Annotated in this window: 18 protein-coding genes and 1 pseudogene; 4 read left to right on the forward strand and 15 right to left on the reverse strand. The window is 55.9% G+C overall.

What is annotated here, in order from left to right; genetic code table 11:
- Positions 1 to 530 (reverse strand): annotated as a pseudogene (locus tag HMPREF3014_RS15935) (IS21 family transposase); the annotation flags it as partial.
- A gap of 720 nt (positions 531 to 1,250) precedes the next feature.
- Here HMPREF3014_RS15935 and HMPREF3014_RS15940 point away from each other — a divergent pair.
- Positions 1,251 to 2,096 (forward strand): AraC family transcriptional regulator, encoded by an 846-nt coding sequence (locus tag HMPREF3014_RS15940; protein WP_003464995.1) that lies wholly within the window; start codon positions 1,251 to 1,253, stop codon positions 2,094 to 2,096.
- Positions 2,097 to 2,125: 29 nt separating this feature from the next.
- Here HMPREF3014_RS15940 and HMPREF3014_RS15945 read toward each other — a convergent pair whose 3' ends face one another.
- Positions 2,126 to 2,644: a YkgB family protein gene (locus HMPREF3014_RS15945; protein WP_003464991.1), complete on the reverse strand. Its 519-nt coding sequence runs from the start codon at positions 2,642 to 2,644 to the stop codon at positions 2,126 to 2,128.
- A 742-nt stretch (positions 2,645 to 3,386) separates the two neighbouring features.
- Positions 3,387 to 4,658 carry an IS4-like element ISPa1635 family transposase gene (locus HMPREF3014_RS15950; RefSeq protein ID WP_121136702.1) on the reverse strand — a complete coding sequence of 424 codons (1,272 nt, stop codon included), beginning with the start codon at positions 4,656 to 4,658 and terminating at the stop codon, positions 3,387 to 3,389.
- A 361-nt stretch (positions 4,659 to 5,019) separates the two neighbouring features.
- Here HMPREF3014_RS15950 and sdhC point away from each other — a divergent pair, with 361 nt between their 5' ends.
- On the forward strand, positions 5,020 to 5,394 hold the full coding sequence (gene sdhC / locus HMPREF3014_RS33600) for a succinate dehydrogenase, cytochrome b556 subunit (RefSeq protein WP_005005993.1): 375 nt from the start codon (positions 5,020 to 5,022) through the stop codon (positions 5,392 to 5,394).
- Between the two features lie 860 nt (positions 5,395 to 6,254).
- On the opposite strand, the gene HMPREF3014_RS15960 is transcribed toward sdhC, so the two are convergent.
- From HMPREF3014_RS15960 to HMPREF3014_RS15980, 5 genes are all read right to left on the reverse strand, one after another.
- On the reverse strand, positions 6,255 to 6,521 hold the full coding sequence (locus tag HMPREF3014_RS15960; RefSeq protein WP_003464988.1) for a hypothetical protein: 267 nt from the start codon (positions 6,519 to 6,521) through the stop codon (positions 6,255 to 6,257).
- A gap of 169 nt (positions 6,522 to 6,690) precedes the next feature.
- On the reverse strand, positions 6,691 to 6,972 hold the full coding sequence (locus HMPREF3014_RS15965; protein ID WP_003464986.1) for a DUF427 domain-containing protein: 282 nt from the start codon (positions 6,970 to 6,972) through the stop codon (positions 6,691 to 6,693).
- A 67-nt stretch (positions 6,973 to 7,039) separates the two neighbouring features.
- Positions 7,040 to 7,312 (reverse strand): glutaredoxin 3, encoded by a 273-nt coding sequence (grxC, locus tag HMPREF3014_RS15970; protein WP_005005995.1) that lies wholly within the window; start codon positions 7,310 to 7,312, stop codon positions 7,040 to 7,042.
- 453 nt (positions 7,313 to 7,765) lie between these two features.
- Positions 7,766 to 8,512, reverse strand: coding sequence for a ferredoxin reductase (locus HMPREF3014_RS15975; RefSeq protein WP_002118292.1), 747 nt, complete (start codon positions 8,510 to 8,512; stop codon positions 7,766 to 7,768).
- Positions 8,505 to 9,107, reverse strand: a complete 603-nt coding sequence (locus HMPREF3014_RS15980) for a sulfite oxidase-like oxidoreductase (protein WP_003464980.1) — start codon at positions 9,105 to 9,107, stop codon at positions 8,505 to 8,507. Before HMPREF3014_RS15980 ends, HMPREF3014_RS15975 begins: the two co-directional genes overlap by 8 nt.
- Before the next feature lie 467 nt (positions 9,108 to 9,574).
- Here HMPREF3014_RS15980 and HMPREF3014_RS15985 point away from each other — a divergent pair, with 467 nt between their 5' ends.
- Positions 9,575 to 10,045 carry a TlpA family protein disulfide reductase gene (locus HMPREF3014_RS15985; RefSeq protein ID WP_003464979.1) on the forward strand — a complete coding sequence of 157 codons (471 nt, stop codon included), beginning with the start codon at positions 9,575 to 9,577 and terminating at the stop codon, positions 10,043 to 10,045.
- Positions 10,046 to 10,370: 325 nt separating this feature from the next.
- Here HMPREF3014_RS15985 and HMPREF3014_RS15990 read toward each other — a convergent pair whose 3' ends face one another.
- The 3 genes from HMPREF3014_RS15990 to HMPREF3014_RS16000 form a co-directional block, all read right to left on the reverse strand.
- Positions 10,371 to 10,664, reverse strand: coding sequence for a DUF1330 domain-containing protein (locus HMPREF3014_RS15990; protein ID WP_003464978.1), 294 nt, complete (start codon positions 10,662 to 10,664; stop codon positions 10,371 to 10,373).
- 58 nt (positions 10,665 to 10,722) lie between these two features.
- Entirely contained in the window at positions 10,723 to 11,154 is a 432-nt protein-coding gene (locus HMPREF3014_RS15995; RefSeq protein ID WP_005006001.1) for a GlcG/HbpS family heme-binding protein, read from the reverse strand.
- A gap of 72 nt (positions 11,155 to 11,226) precedes the next feature.
- Positions 11,227 to 12,240 (reverse strand): zinc-binding alcohol dehydrogenase family protein, encoded by a 1,014-nt coding sequence (locus HMPREF3014_RS16000; RefSeq protein WP_002118279.1) that lies wholly within the window; start codon positions 12,238 to 12,240, stop codon positions 11,227 to 11,229.
- 75 nt (positions 12,241 to 12,315) lie between these two features.
- On the opposite strand from HMPREF3014_RS16000, the gene HMPREF3014_RS34800 reads away from it, so the two are divergent.
- Positions 12,316 to 12,483, forward strand: a complete 168-nt coding sequence (locus tag HMPREF3014_RS34800; RefSeq protein WP_016487060.1) for a hypothetical protein — start codon at positions 12,316 to 12,318, stop codon at positions 12,481 to 12,483.
- A gap of 204 nt (positions 12,484 to 12,687) precedes the next feature.
- Here HMPREF3014_RS34800 and HMPREF3014_RS16005 read toward each other — a convergent pair whose 3' ends face one another.
- The 4 genes from HMPREF3014_RS16005 to msrB form a co-directional block, all read right to left on the reverse strand.
- Entirely contained in the window at positions 12,688 to 13,656 is a 969-nt protein-coding gene (locus HMPREF3014_RS16005; RefSeq protein WP_003464971.1) for a magnesium and cobalt transport protein CorA, read from the reverse strand.
- Positions 13,653 to 14,357 (reverse strand): glutathione S-transferase N-terminal domain-containing protein, encoded by a 705-nt coding sequence (locus HMPREF3014_RS16010; protein ID WP_003464969.1) that lies wholly within the window; start codon positions 14,355 to 14,357, stop codon positions 13,653 to 13,655. The genes HMPREF3014_RS16005 and HMPREF3014_RS16010 overlap by 4 nt, the downstream gene beginning before the upstream one ends.
- A 140-nt stretch (positions 14,358 to 14,497) precedes the next feature.
- A complete protein-coding gene (gene msrA, locus HMPREF3014_RS16015; protein WP_003464967.1) occupies positions 14,498 to 15,037 on the reverse strand; it encodes a peptide-methionine (S)-S-oxide reductase MsrA in 540 nt (179 codons plus the stop codon).
- 1 nt (position 15,038) lies between these two features.
- The gene (gene msrB, locus HMPREF3014_RS16020; protein WP_003464965.1) at positions 15,039 to 15,482 is read right to left on the reverse strand and encodes a peptide-methionine (R)-S-oxide reductase MsrB; all 444 of its coding nucleotides are present in this window, start codon (positions 15,480 to 15,482) and stop codon (positions 15,039 to 15,041) included.
- Positions 15,483 to 16,043: the final 561 nt, after the last annotated feature.

Raw genomic sequence — 16,043 nt, forward strand, 5'->3', positions numbered from 1 at the left:
GTATGGGCGTCAAATAACATCTCATGGCCCTGGCTCGGATACGCCACAAGCCAGAACGCACGGCTGGCACACAGCTTCAGATGTGCCACCTGCATACGCCGGTAAATGCCGCCGACCAGCAAGCCTTCCTCGCTCCAGTCAAACTGAAACGCCTCGCCAAGAGCAAAGGTCAGCGGCACAAAGGCCTGCGACGCCTTGCCCTGTCCCCCTCGCCAGGCACGGATAAACGCGGTGAGCTGGCTGTAGCCACCGTCATAACCATCGGCTTTGATTTGCGCCAACAGCGCCTTGGCACTGCGCCGCTGTTGCTTGGGGCGCAGCGAATCGGCCTTTAGCGCCTGCTCCAGCGTGGTGTGAAAAGGGCTGAGTTTGTTGAAGATCGCGCGGCGTTGGTAGACCGGCGGCTTGGCCTCAGGTGCTCTGACCCACTTGCGAATCGTGTTGCGCGCCAACCCGGTGCGCTTGGCTATCTCATGCAGCGACAGCTTGTCGCGGAAATACATCCGGCGAATTTTGCCCATCATTTCCATACTGATCACCCTGTGTTCTCCTGCTCAAAAATTGAGCAGAAGCAGTTGAACACCTGGGTCAGTTTTCAGTCGGCAGAACAGCCTCTACTGGGTCAGTTTTCGGTCAGCGGCAACAGATTAACCATGTTGCTGGCTTGCCACCAACACCGCTCAAGGTACGGGTGGACATTTCCCCGGAAATTTTCGAAAAGGTCGCTTTGGATGACAGTGTGTTCGTTTTCGTACAGACGCTATCGGGCTCCAAGGTACCTCTCGCTACCATACGACTTAAGGTCTCAAGTCTGCCGGCCGAGGTGGAGTTTTCAGGCGCTGATGCAATAGTTACCAGCAACACCTTATCGCAGACAGCCGCGATTCAAGTGACTGCTAGGGTCTCTAGGGGAGGGAAGAGTAGGTCGGGGGAATGGTTGGGCCGAAGCTCGACGACATTAAATTCGAAGAGCGCTAGGCTGAAGCTTACGATCAACCTTCCGGATATCTGATCGACTGCACCGCAAAGTGCTGTTGCCAGGTACTGTAAAATAGAAGAGTGAGCACTTGATTTGCTGGTGCTTTCAAACAACGGTGTTGTTTTTTTAACAGCCGAACTGGAAAGGGAGGCTGAGCTGCTCAGTGATCACTTTATCCGTTGGCTGATTTACGCCGGCATGTTCGCTACAGGCACTGAACGACAACGCAGATGGTATGGTCTGTGCGTTCTGACTCGTCAAGGATCGGCCAATGGATCGTTTGTCTAATTTGCTCTCGCGGTTCGGCGTGCGGGCCAATCTGTTCTATGACGGCGACCTATGCGGCTCTGCATCTTACGATGGCGCCGAGCGGCGAGGTTATATCCATCTGCTTCAGGCCGGCAGCGTGACGTTGCTTGGTCCCGATCGCAAGGATTTGCAGCTCACTCGCCCTAGCTTGATTTTTATGCCACGCCCCGCCAAGCATCAATTGTTTGCGGGTGAGTCCGATGGCGCAAAGTTGTTGTGTGCTTCCATGGAGTTTGAGGGCGGAATTGATAATCCTTTGTCGGCTTCATTACCGGACTGTTTGGTGCTCGCACTCGATGATCTGCCCATGCTGGCAGACACGTTGGAGTGGATGTTTGCCGAGGCGGCAAATGTGCATTGTGGAAGGGAAGCCGCGCTTGAGCGCTTATTTGAGCTCCTAATCATTCTGTTGCTCCGTTACCTGCTCGATCATCACCAGTTGCGCACCGGAATGATGGCTGGACTGGCCGACATGCGGCTTGCCCGATCGCTTTTACAGATGCACAACTCCCCGGAACATGCCTGGTCAATAGCAGAGCTGGCCAGTGAGTCAAATATGTCACGCGCTGCGTATGCCGTGCATTTCAAGAGTGTCATCGGACAGACGCCTGCTGATTATTTGTTGAGTTGGCGAGTTAGCCTGGCTCAGAAGCTGATGCGAGAAGGGCGCTCGATTACGCTGATTGCAGCTCAAGTCGGCTACGAAAGTCCTTCGGCGCTGTCTCGCGCATTTAGACGCAAGACGGGGTTGAGCCCTCGTGACTGGTTGAAAGATCTGGCGGGGGAAAATGATGGCAAAAAGGCCTAAGGCATTACTGCCTTAAGCCATTGAAAAAATTATGCATTAATTTTACGTTTTTCCAGTTCAACCAGCGAATGGCCTGCCACAAATATCGAAACAGCAAGCAACCCTAAGTCTTTAAGCAGAAACTGACCTGGCGCAACGGAAATCGCCGGAAACCCTAAACTAGGCTCAATGACGCCCGGAGTGGAAAACATAAAGCTAAGGGTTGTGAAGAACAGGCCTGCAGACAGAGCGCCTCCTACCACGGATAGTTTGGGCGACAGCATGCGGCCTGCGATCAGAGTGCCGATCGAAATCTCTAGTATGCCGAGCAGGCTGGAGAACATGTCGACCGAAAAAATGCTATACACCCATCCCAAAAGCGGGCTGTTGCTCACCAGTGGAACCAGGCCCTCGGCCTCGTAGTGGGTAAATTTCATGCCGCCGAACCAGAAGTAAATAATAGCGAGAGCCAAGTACGCGCCATAGATACCTAGCCCCATAGTTTTGGTTCCAAGCGTTAAGTGGGCCTGTACGCTGGACTTCGAGTTTTCAATGCCTATGGTTTTCATGTCTGAGCTTCCAGTAGTGAGTGAGAGTGTGTTGGCTGCCGAACGCCGTATGCGTTGGCGATGAGATTATTATGGCTGGCATCTCTAATCAAGAGGCATCAGAAAGTATTGATTTCAGTGCAGATCGTCTTGGGCGGTGCAATTCGCGATGAAGGGATCGCCGTGGAGAGCGATGAGTGCACTATTTCGATAAAGGAGTCGTTTTACATAGGTCGATGAAGCGCGTTGCGGCATCGCCTACTGTCATTTCTCAAATCTGACTATGGGGCTTGGGGCGAAGGGCGGCACTGACTAGGCTTAGAACAGCTACCAACTAGCCGCGCGGCCGCGATGCACAAAGAATGGTAACTGAGCCGTGAGTGCGGTGGGCGCCCGCATTTATTTCCAAACCCTACAGATACATCGATCTTCGACTTCAACCGGGCAGATAGCTGTTGCAGCAAGCCTATCAATCGACTTTGACGTGTTAAAGAGGATAGGTTTTCCAGGGTTGGGGAACAGCCAATGTCATCAACCTAAGCTGCAGCCCTGCCCAAGGCAAGCCCCCCGAAGCAGCCAGCCGCCATGGCCGTCGGGCGATGACCAGGCCTCTGCCGCTCAATCAGGCGGTCTAGCTGGGCTGGCGGTGATGTGATCATCGTCTGTTCCGGCTGTCTAGGCGAGATTTCTCGTTCTCCGGACGAGCCTATGCCGACCGCTTGTGGCCAGCTTTTTTGCACGGAGGTTGGGCGGTGGTGTTTCTTCAGCGCGTCGGTTTGTAGCCCTCACAACCTCGGCTGGCTGCGCGTTTGCGTTGGCGCGCAAAGCTACGGCCTGAGCGTACGGCACTGAGGCTTTTAGCCATCAAGGCCAGCACATTGCTCAGCCCCTGAGCACAGTGCCGCACCAGCAGCTCGACCAGGGTATTTTTGAGCCGTGACACGCCTTGGGTGAAGTTGACTTTCCATCGCAGCTTGCGACCTTTGTGGCGCTGTTCGATGACCGGCTGTAGCAGGTGCTGCATCAACAGCGCCAGGTTCTTCAACAGTTGAGCGGCATGAAAGTCCTGCTTTACAGCGGTCACGCTGCGGCCGCTGAAGTTGTCCAGCGTCAGGGTTTGTTTGAGGCGACGGAAATCGGTTTCGATGCCCCTGCGGCGGTGGTAAAGCTCGGCAAACACCTCAGCGGGAAAGGCTTCTCGATCCAGCAGCGAGGTCAGCAATACTTCGCTTTCGCCGTTGGCCAACTCGACCCGGATCAGTCTCAGCTCGATCTGGCTGGCAGGATCAACGCCAGCCTCGGAGCAGAACAGACGTGCTTCAGGATGGTTGGCCACGAAAAGCTGTGTGTCTTCAACTTGGCCAGAGTGTAGAAACGCTTTGACCTGGGCGTTATAGCCACAGGGCAGGCGCATCAGAAAGTGCCGCTGTTGCTGCGCGAACAGCGCGAATAACCAGTGCCCAGGGTAACCACGGTCAAACAGCGTCAGGCTGTCAGCCGGCAGGTGCTCAAGGTGCAGATGGGCACAGTCGCGCTCGCCGACGGTCAGGGGCACGATCAGGCTATGCAAGGTTTGACCGTCAGCGACTTCGTAGAGTGTGGACAAGCGAGCCATGGGAAAGCCAGAGTGACTGCCAAAGAAGGTCGCCATGGTCGACTCCAGGGGTAAATGCACGGTCGAGCCATCCACCGCGAGCACCCTCAGCCCACGCCACTTCTGACGCAGCCCGAAGCAGTCAATTTGTTGCTGCAGGAGGCGATTGAGACTTTCAAATACCTCGGGGTTGAGCTTTTTGCGCGCTTTGCAGAAGGCCTGCGCAGTGACCATTTGCGTCTCAGTCGACGCCTGATTGAGTACGCGATAGAACTGATCGAGTTCGGTTTGCAGGGCCGTGCGCGGCTGATTGAGCAGGAACAGGACGAGGTTCTTGAAGGTGAGCTGGCGTCGGCGGGTAAAGTCTTGAGGATTCTGGCGGTGGGCGGCGATGAAGGCGGGACAATCGAGCGGGCTGGTTATTTTTTGTACAATTTTCAAGCCAGGGTTTGGCTGGCGGTGTCAAGCGATGCGGTATAGGTAGTCAAAAGGGCTTCTCCCATGCACTGATTTGAGCGCTAATTATATGATATTTATGGATAATTTCCAAAGTTGATGACATTGGGGGAACAGCATGCCCTGCAGAACGACACACGTCACTTTTGTTAAATTAATAAGCTAGCTACCTATTGGGCATAACCTTGCAATTTGCTTCAATTTACGCACATGCACTTGCGACCTCAAAATGCAACGTAAGCCCCGAATATCTCCATTATTGTCGCCGCCAGCCTTAGTTACAGCTGCTATGATGAATGAGATCGAAAACTGAAATCCCCCACTAGAATTGTTGACTGGAGTCAAAATGAATAAAAAGCGGCCGGTTAATCTTGATATTCGAACCATTCAGCTTCCTCTCACGGCGCTTACATCGATTCTGCACCGGATTTCAGGAATTATGCTCTTTATTTTTCTGGGACTGATACTGTATATGCTGAGCAAATCGTTGGAGTCAGAAAAGGGTTTTAATGAAGTCAAGGAGATTTTTTCTTCACCTTTCGGCAAAGTTAGTTTCTGGTTGGTATACTCTTCATTTATTTATCATCTCGTAGCCGGAATTCGACACCTAGTTATGGATGTGGGTGTTGGTCATACTTTGAAAGGCAGCAATCGCGCCTCTACTATTGTTTTAGTAGTGTCGGGTGTTTTAATGGTTGCTGGCGCCGTATGGATTTGGTAGCTGTGGAGTCGTAATGCGTATTTACAAGGACTAAAAGCGTTCTTTAAAGCTAACTTACGAAAGTATTTATAATCGACGGTTCACGCTTAAACGGTTGAATCCTTTCGGGCTTCCGAATAGCTGTTAGCTGAAAGCTATCATGAGCTAAGTTTTCTGTGCATCATCAAATGTGTTAATGGGAGCGCCATAGTACTAGGTACAAATATGGCTCTAGGACAATGTTAGATGTTTTGGATTTTGAGGCGGATCGCTCTTATCGAAGATCGTCTAATTCGCTCTGAAGCGCAGGTTTTTTGAAACTATCACCTGGTTGGCACACTGTGCGAATCAACATCAGATATGAGAAAGCCAATCAGGTGAACACTACCCTCGAGGGCTCATCTGTCCAGTTAAAGCCTCGAGTCTTTCTGGGTGCGCAAAAGACAAGAAGGTTATATGGGAAAATTATGAGGCCTGGATACCATGCGTCATGGGCGTGCCGATGCTGTGAGTGACAGAGCGAGAAGCAAGTGAAAGTCCCTGAAGTAGGGGCGGGATGCGCCCGAGTGGCATTTTTTGTCTTAAGGTAGATCGCGTAGCTGTTCTTCAGAATAATCTTCAGAGCGTTGACGACAGCCATCGCTGTGCATTCCTCAAGAATAGAATGTGTCGGAAGGGTGGCGTCATTGGTGTTAGTCATCGCTTAGGATTTCTCAATCTGGCTTACACGGGCGCCTGTACCGATATCCCCGCGGATGGCGACGTATCGATGTTGAATTCCTCGCCAGACGAAGTGCAATGAGCTGCGGCTATAGGCTTGCGCAGCCTTAGATAGCCGGCCGTCGCAGGCGCGCCGGTTGGCCGGGATCTTCTTCTGCCCGTCAGGTGTCCGGTCGGAACTCCAGCACGAACGCTACGACCTTTTCGGCGGACATTTCGCACGGCTTCAACAATGTCCTATCTGATGTAACGCGGAAGAGGTTGAAGCTGACAATGTCAGTCCCGTCCAACTCCCTGGCGAACAGACTGTTGCGACGTCCGTCCCCAGATCGCCGGACGATCAAGCTGAAACGCCGGCCTTCATAAGTCCCTTCTCTGTATCCCTCCGCAAGCTTCGCGAAAGCGGCATCGAACTCGGAATGCTCCATGTCATCCATCCTTATTGATAGAACAGAGGCGCGGCGGGTGCGAGACCGCCAGTGCCGGGTCGCGCTAAGGTGCCGGGCAGATTCCTGCAGCCGACGAGGCCCGGGGTGGGCAGGATAATTGAGATGTCGGCGCCCGCATGGCTATCAGCGAAGTCGTCCGTCCAGTCTGCTAGGCAACGTCCACGCCTTTCCAGAAAGCGATGTAATCCCGGATACCCTCGGCATCCGGAGTGGGGGCGGGATAGGTCCAAGCGGCGTTCACGTTGAGCGCGTCACCCGCGCGAACATGAAAGAAGCGCGCGGCGCCTTTGATCGGACAGACAGATGTGTGCGGGCTCATCTCAAGCAGGCTCAGGTCGACTCCTGACGGTGGGAAGTAGTGATTTCCCTCGACGATGACTGTTTCGTCGCTTGTGGCGATAGTAGTGTCTTTCCAGATGGCTGAGACCAACGGACTCTCCTTTTGTATTCATCAACCGGCGAAGGCTCGCGGGCTGGCTGCCCCAAGCCGCACCTCCTCAGGTGGCAGGCGGGTTGCGCCCGAGAAGTTTGTCGAGCTCGCCTCTGACATCGAGCGCGAATAGCTCATCGGAGCCACCGATAAGGGTGCCATTGATGAAGATCTGCGGCACGGAGCTTCGCCCCGACGCTTCCGCCATGGCCTGCCGGTGAGCCGGATCCGCCTCAATATCGAGCTCCTTCCATCGCACGCCCTTTTCCTTGAGGAGCGCCTTCGCTCGGCGGCAGAACGGGCACCAATTCGTGGTGTACAGCAATACATCAGTTGTCATATTGCATCTCCGGCAGTTGCACGCGGATCGCTGTCATGGCGTTGATCTCCAATTCGCGGCGTTCAAAGATGGCGACTGCACCTTGGCCGACATCGGAGCAGATGCTGACGATTGGCCGCTATCCAGGCGACATGGCCCAAAGTGCTTTCACCGCCAGGCAGAGGCCGCACGCGCCTCCTGTAGCGCCGAGCCGATGCTCTAAGGTAACCGAGCCTCGATTGGGACGGAAGCGGTCCCGCTCGAATCGCCCATCATGCTGGTCGAGCATATCAGGACGACGGATAGTGCAGGAACTTTCAAATTGAGCTTGATGTCGAGCCAGGTATCGCGAGCGAAGGCGTTCTAGAGGCCGGGGGGTACGAAGACTGTGTTCGGCAAAACGGTTCACGTTGATCGCCAAAGCTTCCCAGGGCGCACGTCTACGATCGGCGCGACGTGAGATAGCTCGCGCCGCTAGCCCCCGTAGCGCTCCGTCTTGATGATGGAGGCGTCCAAGCCCGCCAGCAGCGCGCTATCGGTTGCGATGTTGACGAATCCGTTAGACCCGCAGACGAACACTTGCGTCGGCTTTCCCTGAAGCCTGGTTAGAATTTCTTGGACCATCATGCCGTCGATCCGTCGCGCAAAGTCCGATGCGCGAACCGGTTTCTCGCGCGTAATCGCGAGCGCCAGGACGAACGCCGGATCGCTGATTTCGATGCAATGAAGTTCTTCTGAGAAGAGAACGTCCTCGGCGGTTCGTGCGGACAGGAGCAACGCTGTCGGAACGGCTTGGGCCAATGCGCGGCGCTGCCGGATCATTGCCATCAACGGCACGAGGCCGGAGCCTCCCCCGATCAACAGAACCGGATCTATGGCAGGCTCAGGCCAAAGGAAATGGCCACCGAGCGGACCGCGAACTTCGATTTCGTCACCAATCGCCGCGATGTCGTGAAAAAACGGCGAAACTTCGGCATCCGGCATGCGCTCGATAGCTATCTCGACGATCGGGGTCGAAACTGCCGATGACGCGATCGAGTAGCTGCGCATTGCACTGTAGCCGTCGGGCGCGGTCAGCCGGATATCGACGTGCTGACCTGCGGTGTGCGCGAACGGCTTGCTCAACCGAAGGAAGAAGCTCTTGATACTCGGTGTTTGCTGGATGATGTCGTCGATCACGCATGATTGCCACGAACGGACTTGCGCTTCGTTTTCAGTCATGGGTGTATCGTTGTTCGCGCCACGGATCGCCGTAGATGTGATAGCCGTGCAGCTCCCAAAAGCCGGCCTCGTCACGCGTCGTGAATTGCAGCGCATTCACCCATTTGGCGGATTTCCAGAAGTAAAGGTGCGGCACTAGAAGACGCGCCGGCCCCCCATGATCGCGGGAAAGTGGCTTGCCCGCATAACTGAGGGCGACCATCGCTTTCCCGGAAAGCAGATCCGTCAGAGGGACGTTTGTCGAATAATTATCGTAGCAGTGCGCCAAGACGAAATCGGTAGGCCGATCAAGCTCTGCATCTGCAAGGATGTCTTCAATGAGTACACCCTCCCAAACGGTATCCAGTTTGGACCAAGAGGTGACGCAGTGAATATCCTTTGTCACCTGGGTCTTTGGTAGAGTGTTGAATTCGCCCCAATTCCACGTTTTGACGGGCTTCGGACCAATTTTGACTGTGAATTTCCAGTCGGAGGGCTCTACCCTCGGCGTAGGGCCGGCCGACAGAACAGGGAAATCCTCCACCAGATGCTGACCTGGCGGAATCCGATCGGACTGGTCGCCTGAACCGCGACCGGTGAAACCTCTGGTGACCATAGTGACCCCTCTTGCTCGATACGGCAGACCGAAGCCGGCCTTCATTTCAGTACTCTGCGTAAAGCATTTGCCCGCACATCCGCCGAATAAGCCAATCGACTAAAAATCAGATACAGATGCTCTATCATCGTAAAAAATCGCGTATCGAACATAGCGTCAGGCCAGCATGATTCCCAATACCCAATGGCTATAGGGTAGATAACCCCAAGGCTGCGTACGCTGATCTGCGGTATGCGGAGCGGAAGTTGCAGGTTCGCTCTCAAACGGATGGGCAGCGTGCAAAGCTCAAGGCTCACCAGCGCATGGTTGCCCAGTTCGCGCTCGCCGGCAGCTTGAGTATATTAAGGACGAAATGTCGATCTGATCTATTCTGGCTTCAGGAAATAGGGAAAATAAGGTCGGACGTTCGCGCACCGTCGCGACGCGCGATCATCCACTAAGCTTCTGTATCGGGGTTGGAGGATCAGATGAACGAGATCGAACGACAAGCGCCTGAGCTGCGGGTGCAAAAATGGATTGGCAAAGATGGGGAAAGTATCGCGCCGTTCAAACTGTCAGATATCGGGCCCGGCCCGAAAATCTTGTTTGCCTTCCAGCATTGGTGCCAAGGTTGCCATTTGCATGGGTTTCCGACGCTACAAAAGTTGCATGCAGCGTTGAGCTCAAAAGACGTGGGGTTCGCAGTGATCCAGACCGTCTTCGAAGGAACGCATGAGAATACCTTCGAGAAGTTGCGCGTGAACCAGCTCAAGTATGAGCTTCCTATCGTTTTCGGTCACGACGAGCAACCGACCGGCTCGCCGTTTCCAACCTTCATGGAAGACTACCGCACACGAGGAACTCCGTGGTTTACGGTTATCGACGCTGGCGGTAGCATTGTTTTCTCGGACTTCCATCTCGACGCGGAGCGACTAGTGAAGCAACTTGAGCAAGGTTAATCGTTGGAAGGTGGGCAATCATCCTGATTGCCACCCATCCCCTGATGCCCACTACAGGCGTTGCGCGCTGTAACTCTGTTGATCAGCGTGCGAAAACCCGGATCCGGATAGGAGGAGCGTCAACGATTGAATCAATCCGTTGGGAGAGGGCGGCTCCGCTCCGTCAGCTCGGCAATAGATAACCCATTCTCGCCGAGCAACTCTCTGATCCGATCGACGATATGAGCCCCTAGCGCCGCTGTCTTGGTCCCCCCCACAGATTCCCAAGATGCGAGTTCACACGCCGATACCTCGTGGTCAGCGCCGAAGTGCTTCTGTCGGTATGTCACCGCCGCCCTTCAATGATAAAGGCGCGGTAACGGGAACCGGCAAAGCGATGAGCAGCGATGGTTTGGTAGGCGGGACTGTCATACCAGTCGCGAGCGGCCTGCATCGTCGGGAAACGCAAGATTACGGCCCCTTCGATGGGCGGCCCCTCCAAATGCTGGATCGCGCCATAAGCGGCGAGAAAGGTAACGTCGTGACCATCGAACGATGGTCCGACGCCTGCAGAATAGGTTGCGAGTGCATGTGGGTCGCTGGTTTCTTCCCGCGTAAAGACGACGAACGCTTCCATCATTAGGCCTCTCAAAGGTTGGATCTGTTGGCCATTACCACCGGTGATGGCCTCACAGTCGTCAGGCTGGCAACTGGAACCCGATTTTCATGAGTGCCTCGACGCACGCATCCTGATCCTGCTGATAGTTGCCTCCGGAGATGCCTATGCCGCCGATCAACTTCCCATCCTCCAGAATCGGATAACCGCCGCCGACAGCGACCATCCGAGGGCGATAGGCTAGCGGCGCCACTTTTGGATCGTTGGTCACATAGTCGTTCCAGACATGGGTCGGGAACCCAAACGAGGCGGAACTCCAGGCCTTGTCGATGGCAACATCGACGGTAAGGAACGGCGCATCGTCGGTGCGCTCGAACGCGCGCAGGTTACCGGTGGCGTCGACGACGGCGACGGCAGCCGGGATGCCGATGGCACGGGCCGCAGCGAGCGCCGCGTCGATGAGGGCGACTGCGGTTTCGCGGTTGATCGAGGCGGTGGCAATAGATTTGGTCATGGGATTCTCATCGCTGGGGCATAACCCGTTCGGCTTTTTGAGGTTGGACAAGATGTTTGGCGATCGCGGTCGTTAGAAGCCTTCGAGGACGATCTTGCCTTTAGCCGCGCCACTTTCGATCAGTGCATGCACCGTCTTCAGATTGGCGGCATTGATCGGCGACAGTCGCCGGGTCAGCGTCGTGCGGATTTTGCCGTCGTCAACCAGCGCTGCCATCGCATCCAGAATCTCGCCCTGCTCATTCATGTCGGGCGTGCCGTAGATCGACCGCGTGAACATCAGCTCGTGGTGGATCGACACCGCCTTGCGCTTGAAAACCATGATATCGAATGCCTTGGGATCGTCGATCAGTCCGAACCGTCCTTGTGGGGCGATCAGTTCGGCGATGTCGGCGACATGTTGCTCGGTATGTGTGGTCGAAAAGACGAAAGCGGGAGCACCGATGCCGAGTTCGGCGATCTGTGGCGCGAGCGGACGAGAATGGTCGATGACGTGGTGAGCTCCAAGCCCTCTTACCCACTCTTGGGTTTCCGGTCGAGAGGCTGTGGCGATGACGGTGAGGTCCGTGCGCTGTCGCGCGATCTGGACGGCGATCGACCCAACCCCGCCCGCGCCACCGATGATGAGGATCGCCTCCGCCGCACCGGGTACGGGCTTCGCCACGTCCAGGCGGTCGAACATCGCCTCCCAGGCCGTCAACGTCGTCAGCGGCAGCGCCGCCGCTTCCGCCCAGGAGAGCGACGCAGGTTTGTGACCGACAATCCGGGCGTCGACGAGATGGAACTCCGCATTGGTACCGGGCCGTGTGATCGATCCGGCATAATAGACCTCGTCGCCTAACTCGAACTGCGTGACGTCGGGGCCGACCTCGCGCACAATCCCGGCGGCATCCCATCCCAGCACCTTCCAATCGCCATCTGCCGGCGGCGTGCTGTTGCGGACCTTGTAGTCGACCGGGTTGACCGAGACGGCCTTCACCTCAACCAGGATATCGTATCCTGCAGCGACAGGCCGAGGCAGATTGATGTCGACCAGCGCGGCATCCGCGGCGATGGGTCCCGGAACCTTGTAACCAATGGCTTTCATAAATGTCTCCAGCTTGCTTGATCGGATGACGCGAATGCTCGTTAGTCAACTTCTTCTACATTGAGGTCCCGACTCTTGAACTGGGTCGCGGTAGCAGATTTCATCGAACACGTCGATCAACAGGCCCTTATGCTCGGTCGCCGGATCGGTGATCGCGTAGAGGGTGGAGGCGTTATCGCCATCATCACCGCTTCCGAGGCGAAACGCCGCGTCGACGCAGATGCCGCACGGACCGATGGTTGATCCTGGCTCGAGATCGACGAGATTGCTGTCCTTGACGCGCTATTCGCGGTCTTAGCCCTTGGCGATGAAGGACTGAACTGCTTGTAGAGCGTCGGTCAGCTGCTATGTCATGGACGCACCTTCATCTTGAGTTGGATTGGACAAGCTTCCGTATAAGGCCCGCTGTAACCGTCAGATGACGGCGAAGAAAACGATGGGCAGTATTCACAGCCACTTAGCCTTCTTGAAGCGCACAAATAGGAAAACGCACGATATCGCTATCACTCCGAGCACGACAAAGTATCCGTAGGCCGTGTCCAGCTCCGGCATGTGCTTAAAGTTCATGCCGTATATTCCAGCGATCGCCGTCGGGACTGCCAGTATTGCCGCCCAAGCCGCCAGCTGGCGGGTGATCACCCCCGTCCTTTGCGCTTCAAGAAGGCTGCTGGCCTCAAAGACCGTGGACAGGACAAGCAGGAGGCCGTCGACCATGGACTGCACGCGGTGGACATGGTCCGCGACGTCGTGGAAATATGGTGTCATTTCGGCGCTGATGCAGGGAAAGTGGCCGCGAACGAGCTTTCGCACCAGCTCGGCCATAGCCCCGAGCGTGCGCTGGAACCGCGTGAGTTCGGACCTTAGTTCGAAGATTCGCGCCACCTCTTCTGGCCCGAGGAAATCGTGCAGCGACCGTCGCTCCATCGCCAGGACGTCGTCCTCGATCATTTCGAAGATGGGCAGATACTGGTCGACCACGCGATGCAAGATCGCGTGCAGCACATAGTCGACACCCTTGCCGAACTGCGTCGGCGATGCCTCGAGTTGCTCCCGAAGTTTGCCCAGCGCTCCGGCATTGCCGTGCCGCACGGTGATAAGGTGATTGTGACCGGTGAAGATCGCCATCTTGCCGTAGCTGATCCGGTCGCCGACCAGCTCGGCGGTCTGCGCGACGACGTACAACTCATCGTTGTAGACCTCGAGCTTGGGCGGGCACAGCGGGTGCATCGCGTTGTCGATCGCCAACGGATGAAGATTATATGTCCTTTGGATCGCGAGTAGTTCCTCGGGGGTGGGTTCGCTAAGCGCGATCCAGCAGAAGCCCGAGCGACTCTCGCCCAACTTGACGTGCTCATCGAGCGCGATTTCGCGAACTCGCTTGCCTTCGTTGTAATAATAGGCGGCGATGATGCTCATGCTGGCCTCGCGGGAATGTGGAGGCCACGCTGGACGGCCGGTCGAGCCAGCCCGCGTCCAAGCCATGCGCGGACGTTCGAAAAGCTGCTGAGGCCAAGGATGTCACCCGCAGCGTAGAATTCCACCAGCGCATTCACCCAGCCGAGCGTCGCGATGTCCGCGATCGAATAGTCGTCGACGATCCAGTCGCGGCCTTCCAGCCGGCGATCCAGAATCCCCAGCAGACGCGTGGATTCGTCGATAAAGCGCTGTTGCGGCCGCTTGTCCTCATAGTCCTTGCCGCCAAATCGCAGGAAGAAGCCGAGCTGACCGAACATCGGCCCGATGGCCGACATCTGAAAGAACACCCACGCTAGGGTCTCGTAACGCTGGCCTGGTTCGGTGGAGATGAACTGACCCGTCTTGTCGGCCAGATAGAGGAGGATCGCACCGGATTCCCATAAGGCGATGGGTCTACCGTCAGGGCCAGCCGGATCGATGATCGCCGGTATGCGTCCGTTCGGGTTCAGCGACACGAACGCCGGATCCTTCGACTCGTTGTTCGAGATGTCGATCAGGTGGGGCTCGTACGCCAGGCCAGTCTCCTCAAGCATGATCGAGACCTTGACGCCATTGGGCGTAGGGGCTGCGTAGAGTTGCAGGCGATCGGGATGAGATGCCGGCCAGCGCTGCGTGATCGGAAAGGACGAGAGGTCTGGCATAAATCTGCGATCCTGGTGTTGCGATGGCGACTGACTGGAACGAGCCGTCACTCTGAAGTAGGGTTCGATGACCGCGTCGCTGAACGACGCGGTCACGAAGATTGCGGACCGGATCGGCGCAGTGGCAACGGCAGTGAAGCCTATTCCGCCGCGGTCCCGGCCGCTGGCTGTACGTCGTCAACCTTTTGGCGCTTCGGAAGCACCCAGCCGGGACGGACGAAGTGGCAGGTGTAGCCGCCCGGGCGCTTCTCCAGATAATCCTGGTGATCGGGCTCGGCCTCCCAGAACTCGCCGACCGGCTGGACCTCGGTCACCACTTTGCCATCCCACAGCCCCGAGGCATCCACATCGGCGATCGTATCCTCGGCGACGCGCTTCTGCTCCTCGTCGACATAATAGATGCCCGACCGGTAGGAGAGCCCACGATCATTGCCCTGGCGGTTCAGCGTCGTCGGATCGTGGATCTGGAAGAAGAATTCCAGGATGTTCCGGTAGCTCGTCACTGTCGGGTCGAAGACAATCTCGATCCCCTCGGCATGCGTGCCGTGATTACGATACGTGGCGTTCGGAATATCGCCGCCCGTGTAACCCACACGGGTCGAGATGATGCCGGGCCGCTTGCGGATCAGATCCTGCATGCCCCAGAAACATCCTCCTGCGAGAACAGCGCGCTGATGCATGTTAAGCCTCCTCTACTTGATCGAGATATTCACCGTATCCCTCGGACTCCATCTCGTCGCGCGGGATGAAGCGAAGGGACGCTGAGTTGATGCAGTACCGCAGACCGCCGCGGTCGGAAGGACCATCGGGGAACACATGGCCGAGATGACTGTCTGCGTGTACTGACCTGACCTCCGTCCGGACCATGCCGTGTGCGCTGTCCCGCACCTCGTTCACGTTTGCCGAAACGATCGGCTTGGTGAAGCTGGGCCAGCCAGTACCCGAATCGAACTTGTCCGTCGAAGCGAACAGTGGCTCTCCCGACACTATGTCGACGTAGATGCCAGGCTCCTTGTTGTCGTTGTACTCGCCCGTGAAGGGCCTTTCGGTGCCCGCCTCCTGGGTAATTCGGTGTTGCTCGGGAGTCAGGTGGTCGATTGCTGTCTGTGACTTTTCAAACTTCATTACAGTCTCCAATACTTATCTAGAGGGCCAGGCACGCTACCGCTAATTTTTTATGTCTCCTGATTTGCTCCTACAATGGTAGTGGGATGGCAAACGAGGTTTTACTAAGTGTTGGAAAATTAGAGATTTAAATTTCGCGTCTATTAATTCTAGCGCAACTGAGTGGTTAAGCAAGTACGTAATCAGTAAATATTAAAAAAATAACACAAAAGCACGATTATATAATACAGTGTCAGTGTTTTATGATAATCAACAACGCCTGTTTAGATGCTGGTAGATGCGAATTTTTTGGCGTACAGTCAAAATTTTCTGATGGTTGCTTAGTGTGTTGGCGCTGATGGAAAATTGACCCACCCTGCCGATTGAAATTTGACCCAGGGCGGATTGCTGATTTTGTTACCAGCAACTGTGGATAAGTCTACCAGCGCAGCTGCTTTTGAACCCACTCCCTCGCTGTCCCAGTTCAGCTGTTGAAGACCTGCCACATGCAGCCATGCAGCAGGCCGTCGTCACCATGAAATCAGAACGACTCATCGTCCTCCGGTTCCTGGCCGCCCTTAC

This window comes from Pseudomonas sp. HMSC065H01 (genome assembly GCF_001815235.1).
In the GTDB taxonomy this organism is placed as follows: domain Bacteria; phylum Pseudomonadota; class Gammaproteobacteria; order Pseudomonadales; family Pseudomonadaceae; genus Pseudomonas; species Pseudomonas aeruginosa.

What these genes read in the sequence shown, in the direction of transcription:
- HMPREF3014_RS15940 (WP_003464995.1), top strand. Translation starts at nt 1,251, where the DNA reads ATGGATCGTTTGTCTAATTTGCTCTCGCGGTTCGGCGTGCGGGCCAAT.
- HMPREF3014_RS15975 (WP_002118292.1), bottom strand. Translation starts at nt 8,512, where the DNA reads ATGACTGAAAACGAAGCGCAAGTCCGTTCGTGGCAATCATGCGTGATC.
- HMPREF3014_RS15990 (WP_003464978.1), bottom strand. Translation starts at nt 10,664, where the DNA reads ATGATGGAAGCGTTCGTCGTCTTTACGCGGGAAGAAACCAGCGACCCA.
- msrB (WP_003464965.1), bottom strand. Translation starts at nt 15,482, where the DNA reads ATGAAGTTTGAAAAGTCACAGACAGCAATCGACCACCTGACTCCCGAG.
- grxC (WP_005005995.1), bottom strand. Translation starts at nt 7,312, where the DNA reads ATGACAACTGATGTATTGCTGTACACCACGAATTGGTGCCCGTTCTGC.
- HMPREF3014_RS15980 (WP_003464980.1), bottom strand. Translation starts at nt 9,107, where the DNA reads ATGGTCACCAGAGGTTTCACCGGTCGCGGTTCAGGCGACCAGTCCGAT.
- HMPREF3014_RS15945 (WP_003464991.1), bottom strand. Translation starts at nt 2,644, where the DNA reads ATGAAAACCATAGGCATTGAAAACTCGAAGTCCAGCGTACAGGCCCAC.
- HMPREF3014_RS15960 (WP_003464988.1), bottom strand. Translation starts at nt 6,521, where the DNA reads ATGGAGCATTCCGAGTTCGATGCCGCTTTCGCGAAGCTTGCGGAGGGA.
- HMPREF3014_RS15985 (WP_003464979.1), top strand. Translation starts at nt 9,575, where the DNA reads ATGAACGAGATCGAACGACAAGCGCCTGAGCTGCGGGTGCAAAAATGG.
- sdhC (WP_005005993.1), top strand. Translation starts at nt 5,020, where the DNA reads ATGAATAAAAAGCGGCCGGTTAATCTTGATATTCGAACCATTCAGCTT.
- HMPREF3014_RS16010 (WP_003464969.1), bottom strand. Translation starts at nt 14,357, where the DNA reads ATGCCAGACCTCTCGTCCTTTCCGATCACGCAGCGCTGGCCGGCATCT.
- HMPREF3014_RS15995 (WP_005006001.1), bottom strand. Translation starts at nt 11,154, where the DNA reads ATGACCAAATCTATTGCCACCGCCTCGATCAACCGCGAAACCGCAGTC.
- HMPREF3014_RS16005 (WP_003464971.1), bottom strand. Translation starts at nt 13,656, where the DNA reads ATGAGCATCATCGCCGCCTATTATTACAACGAAGGCAAGCGAGTTCGC.
- HMPREF3014_RS16000 (WP_002118279.1), bottom strand. Translation starts at nt 12,240, where the DNA reads ATGAAAGCCATTGGTTACAAGGTTCCGGGACCCATCGCCGCGGATGCC.
- msrA (WP_003464967.1), bottom strand. Translation starts at nt 15,037, where the DNA reads ATGCATCAGCGCGCTGTTCTCGCAGGAGGATGTTTCTGGGGCATGCAG.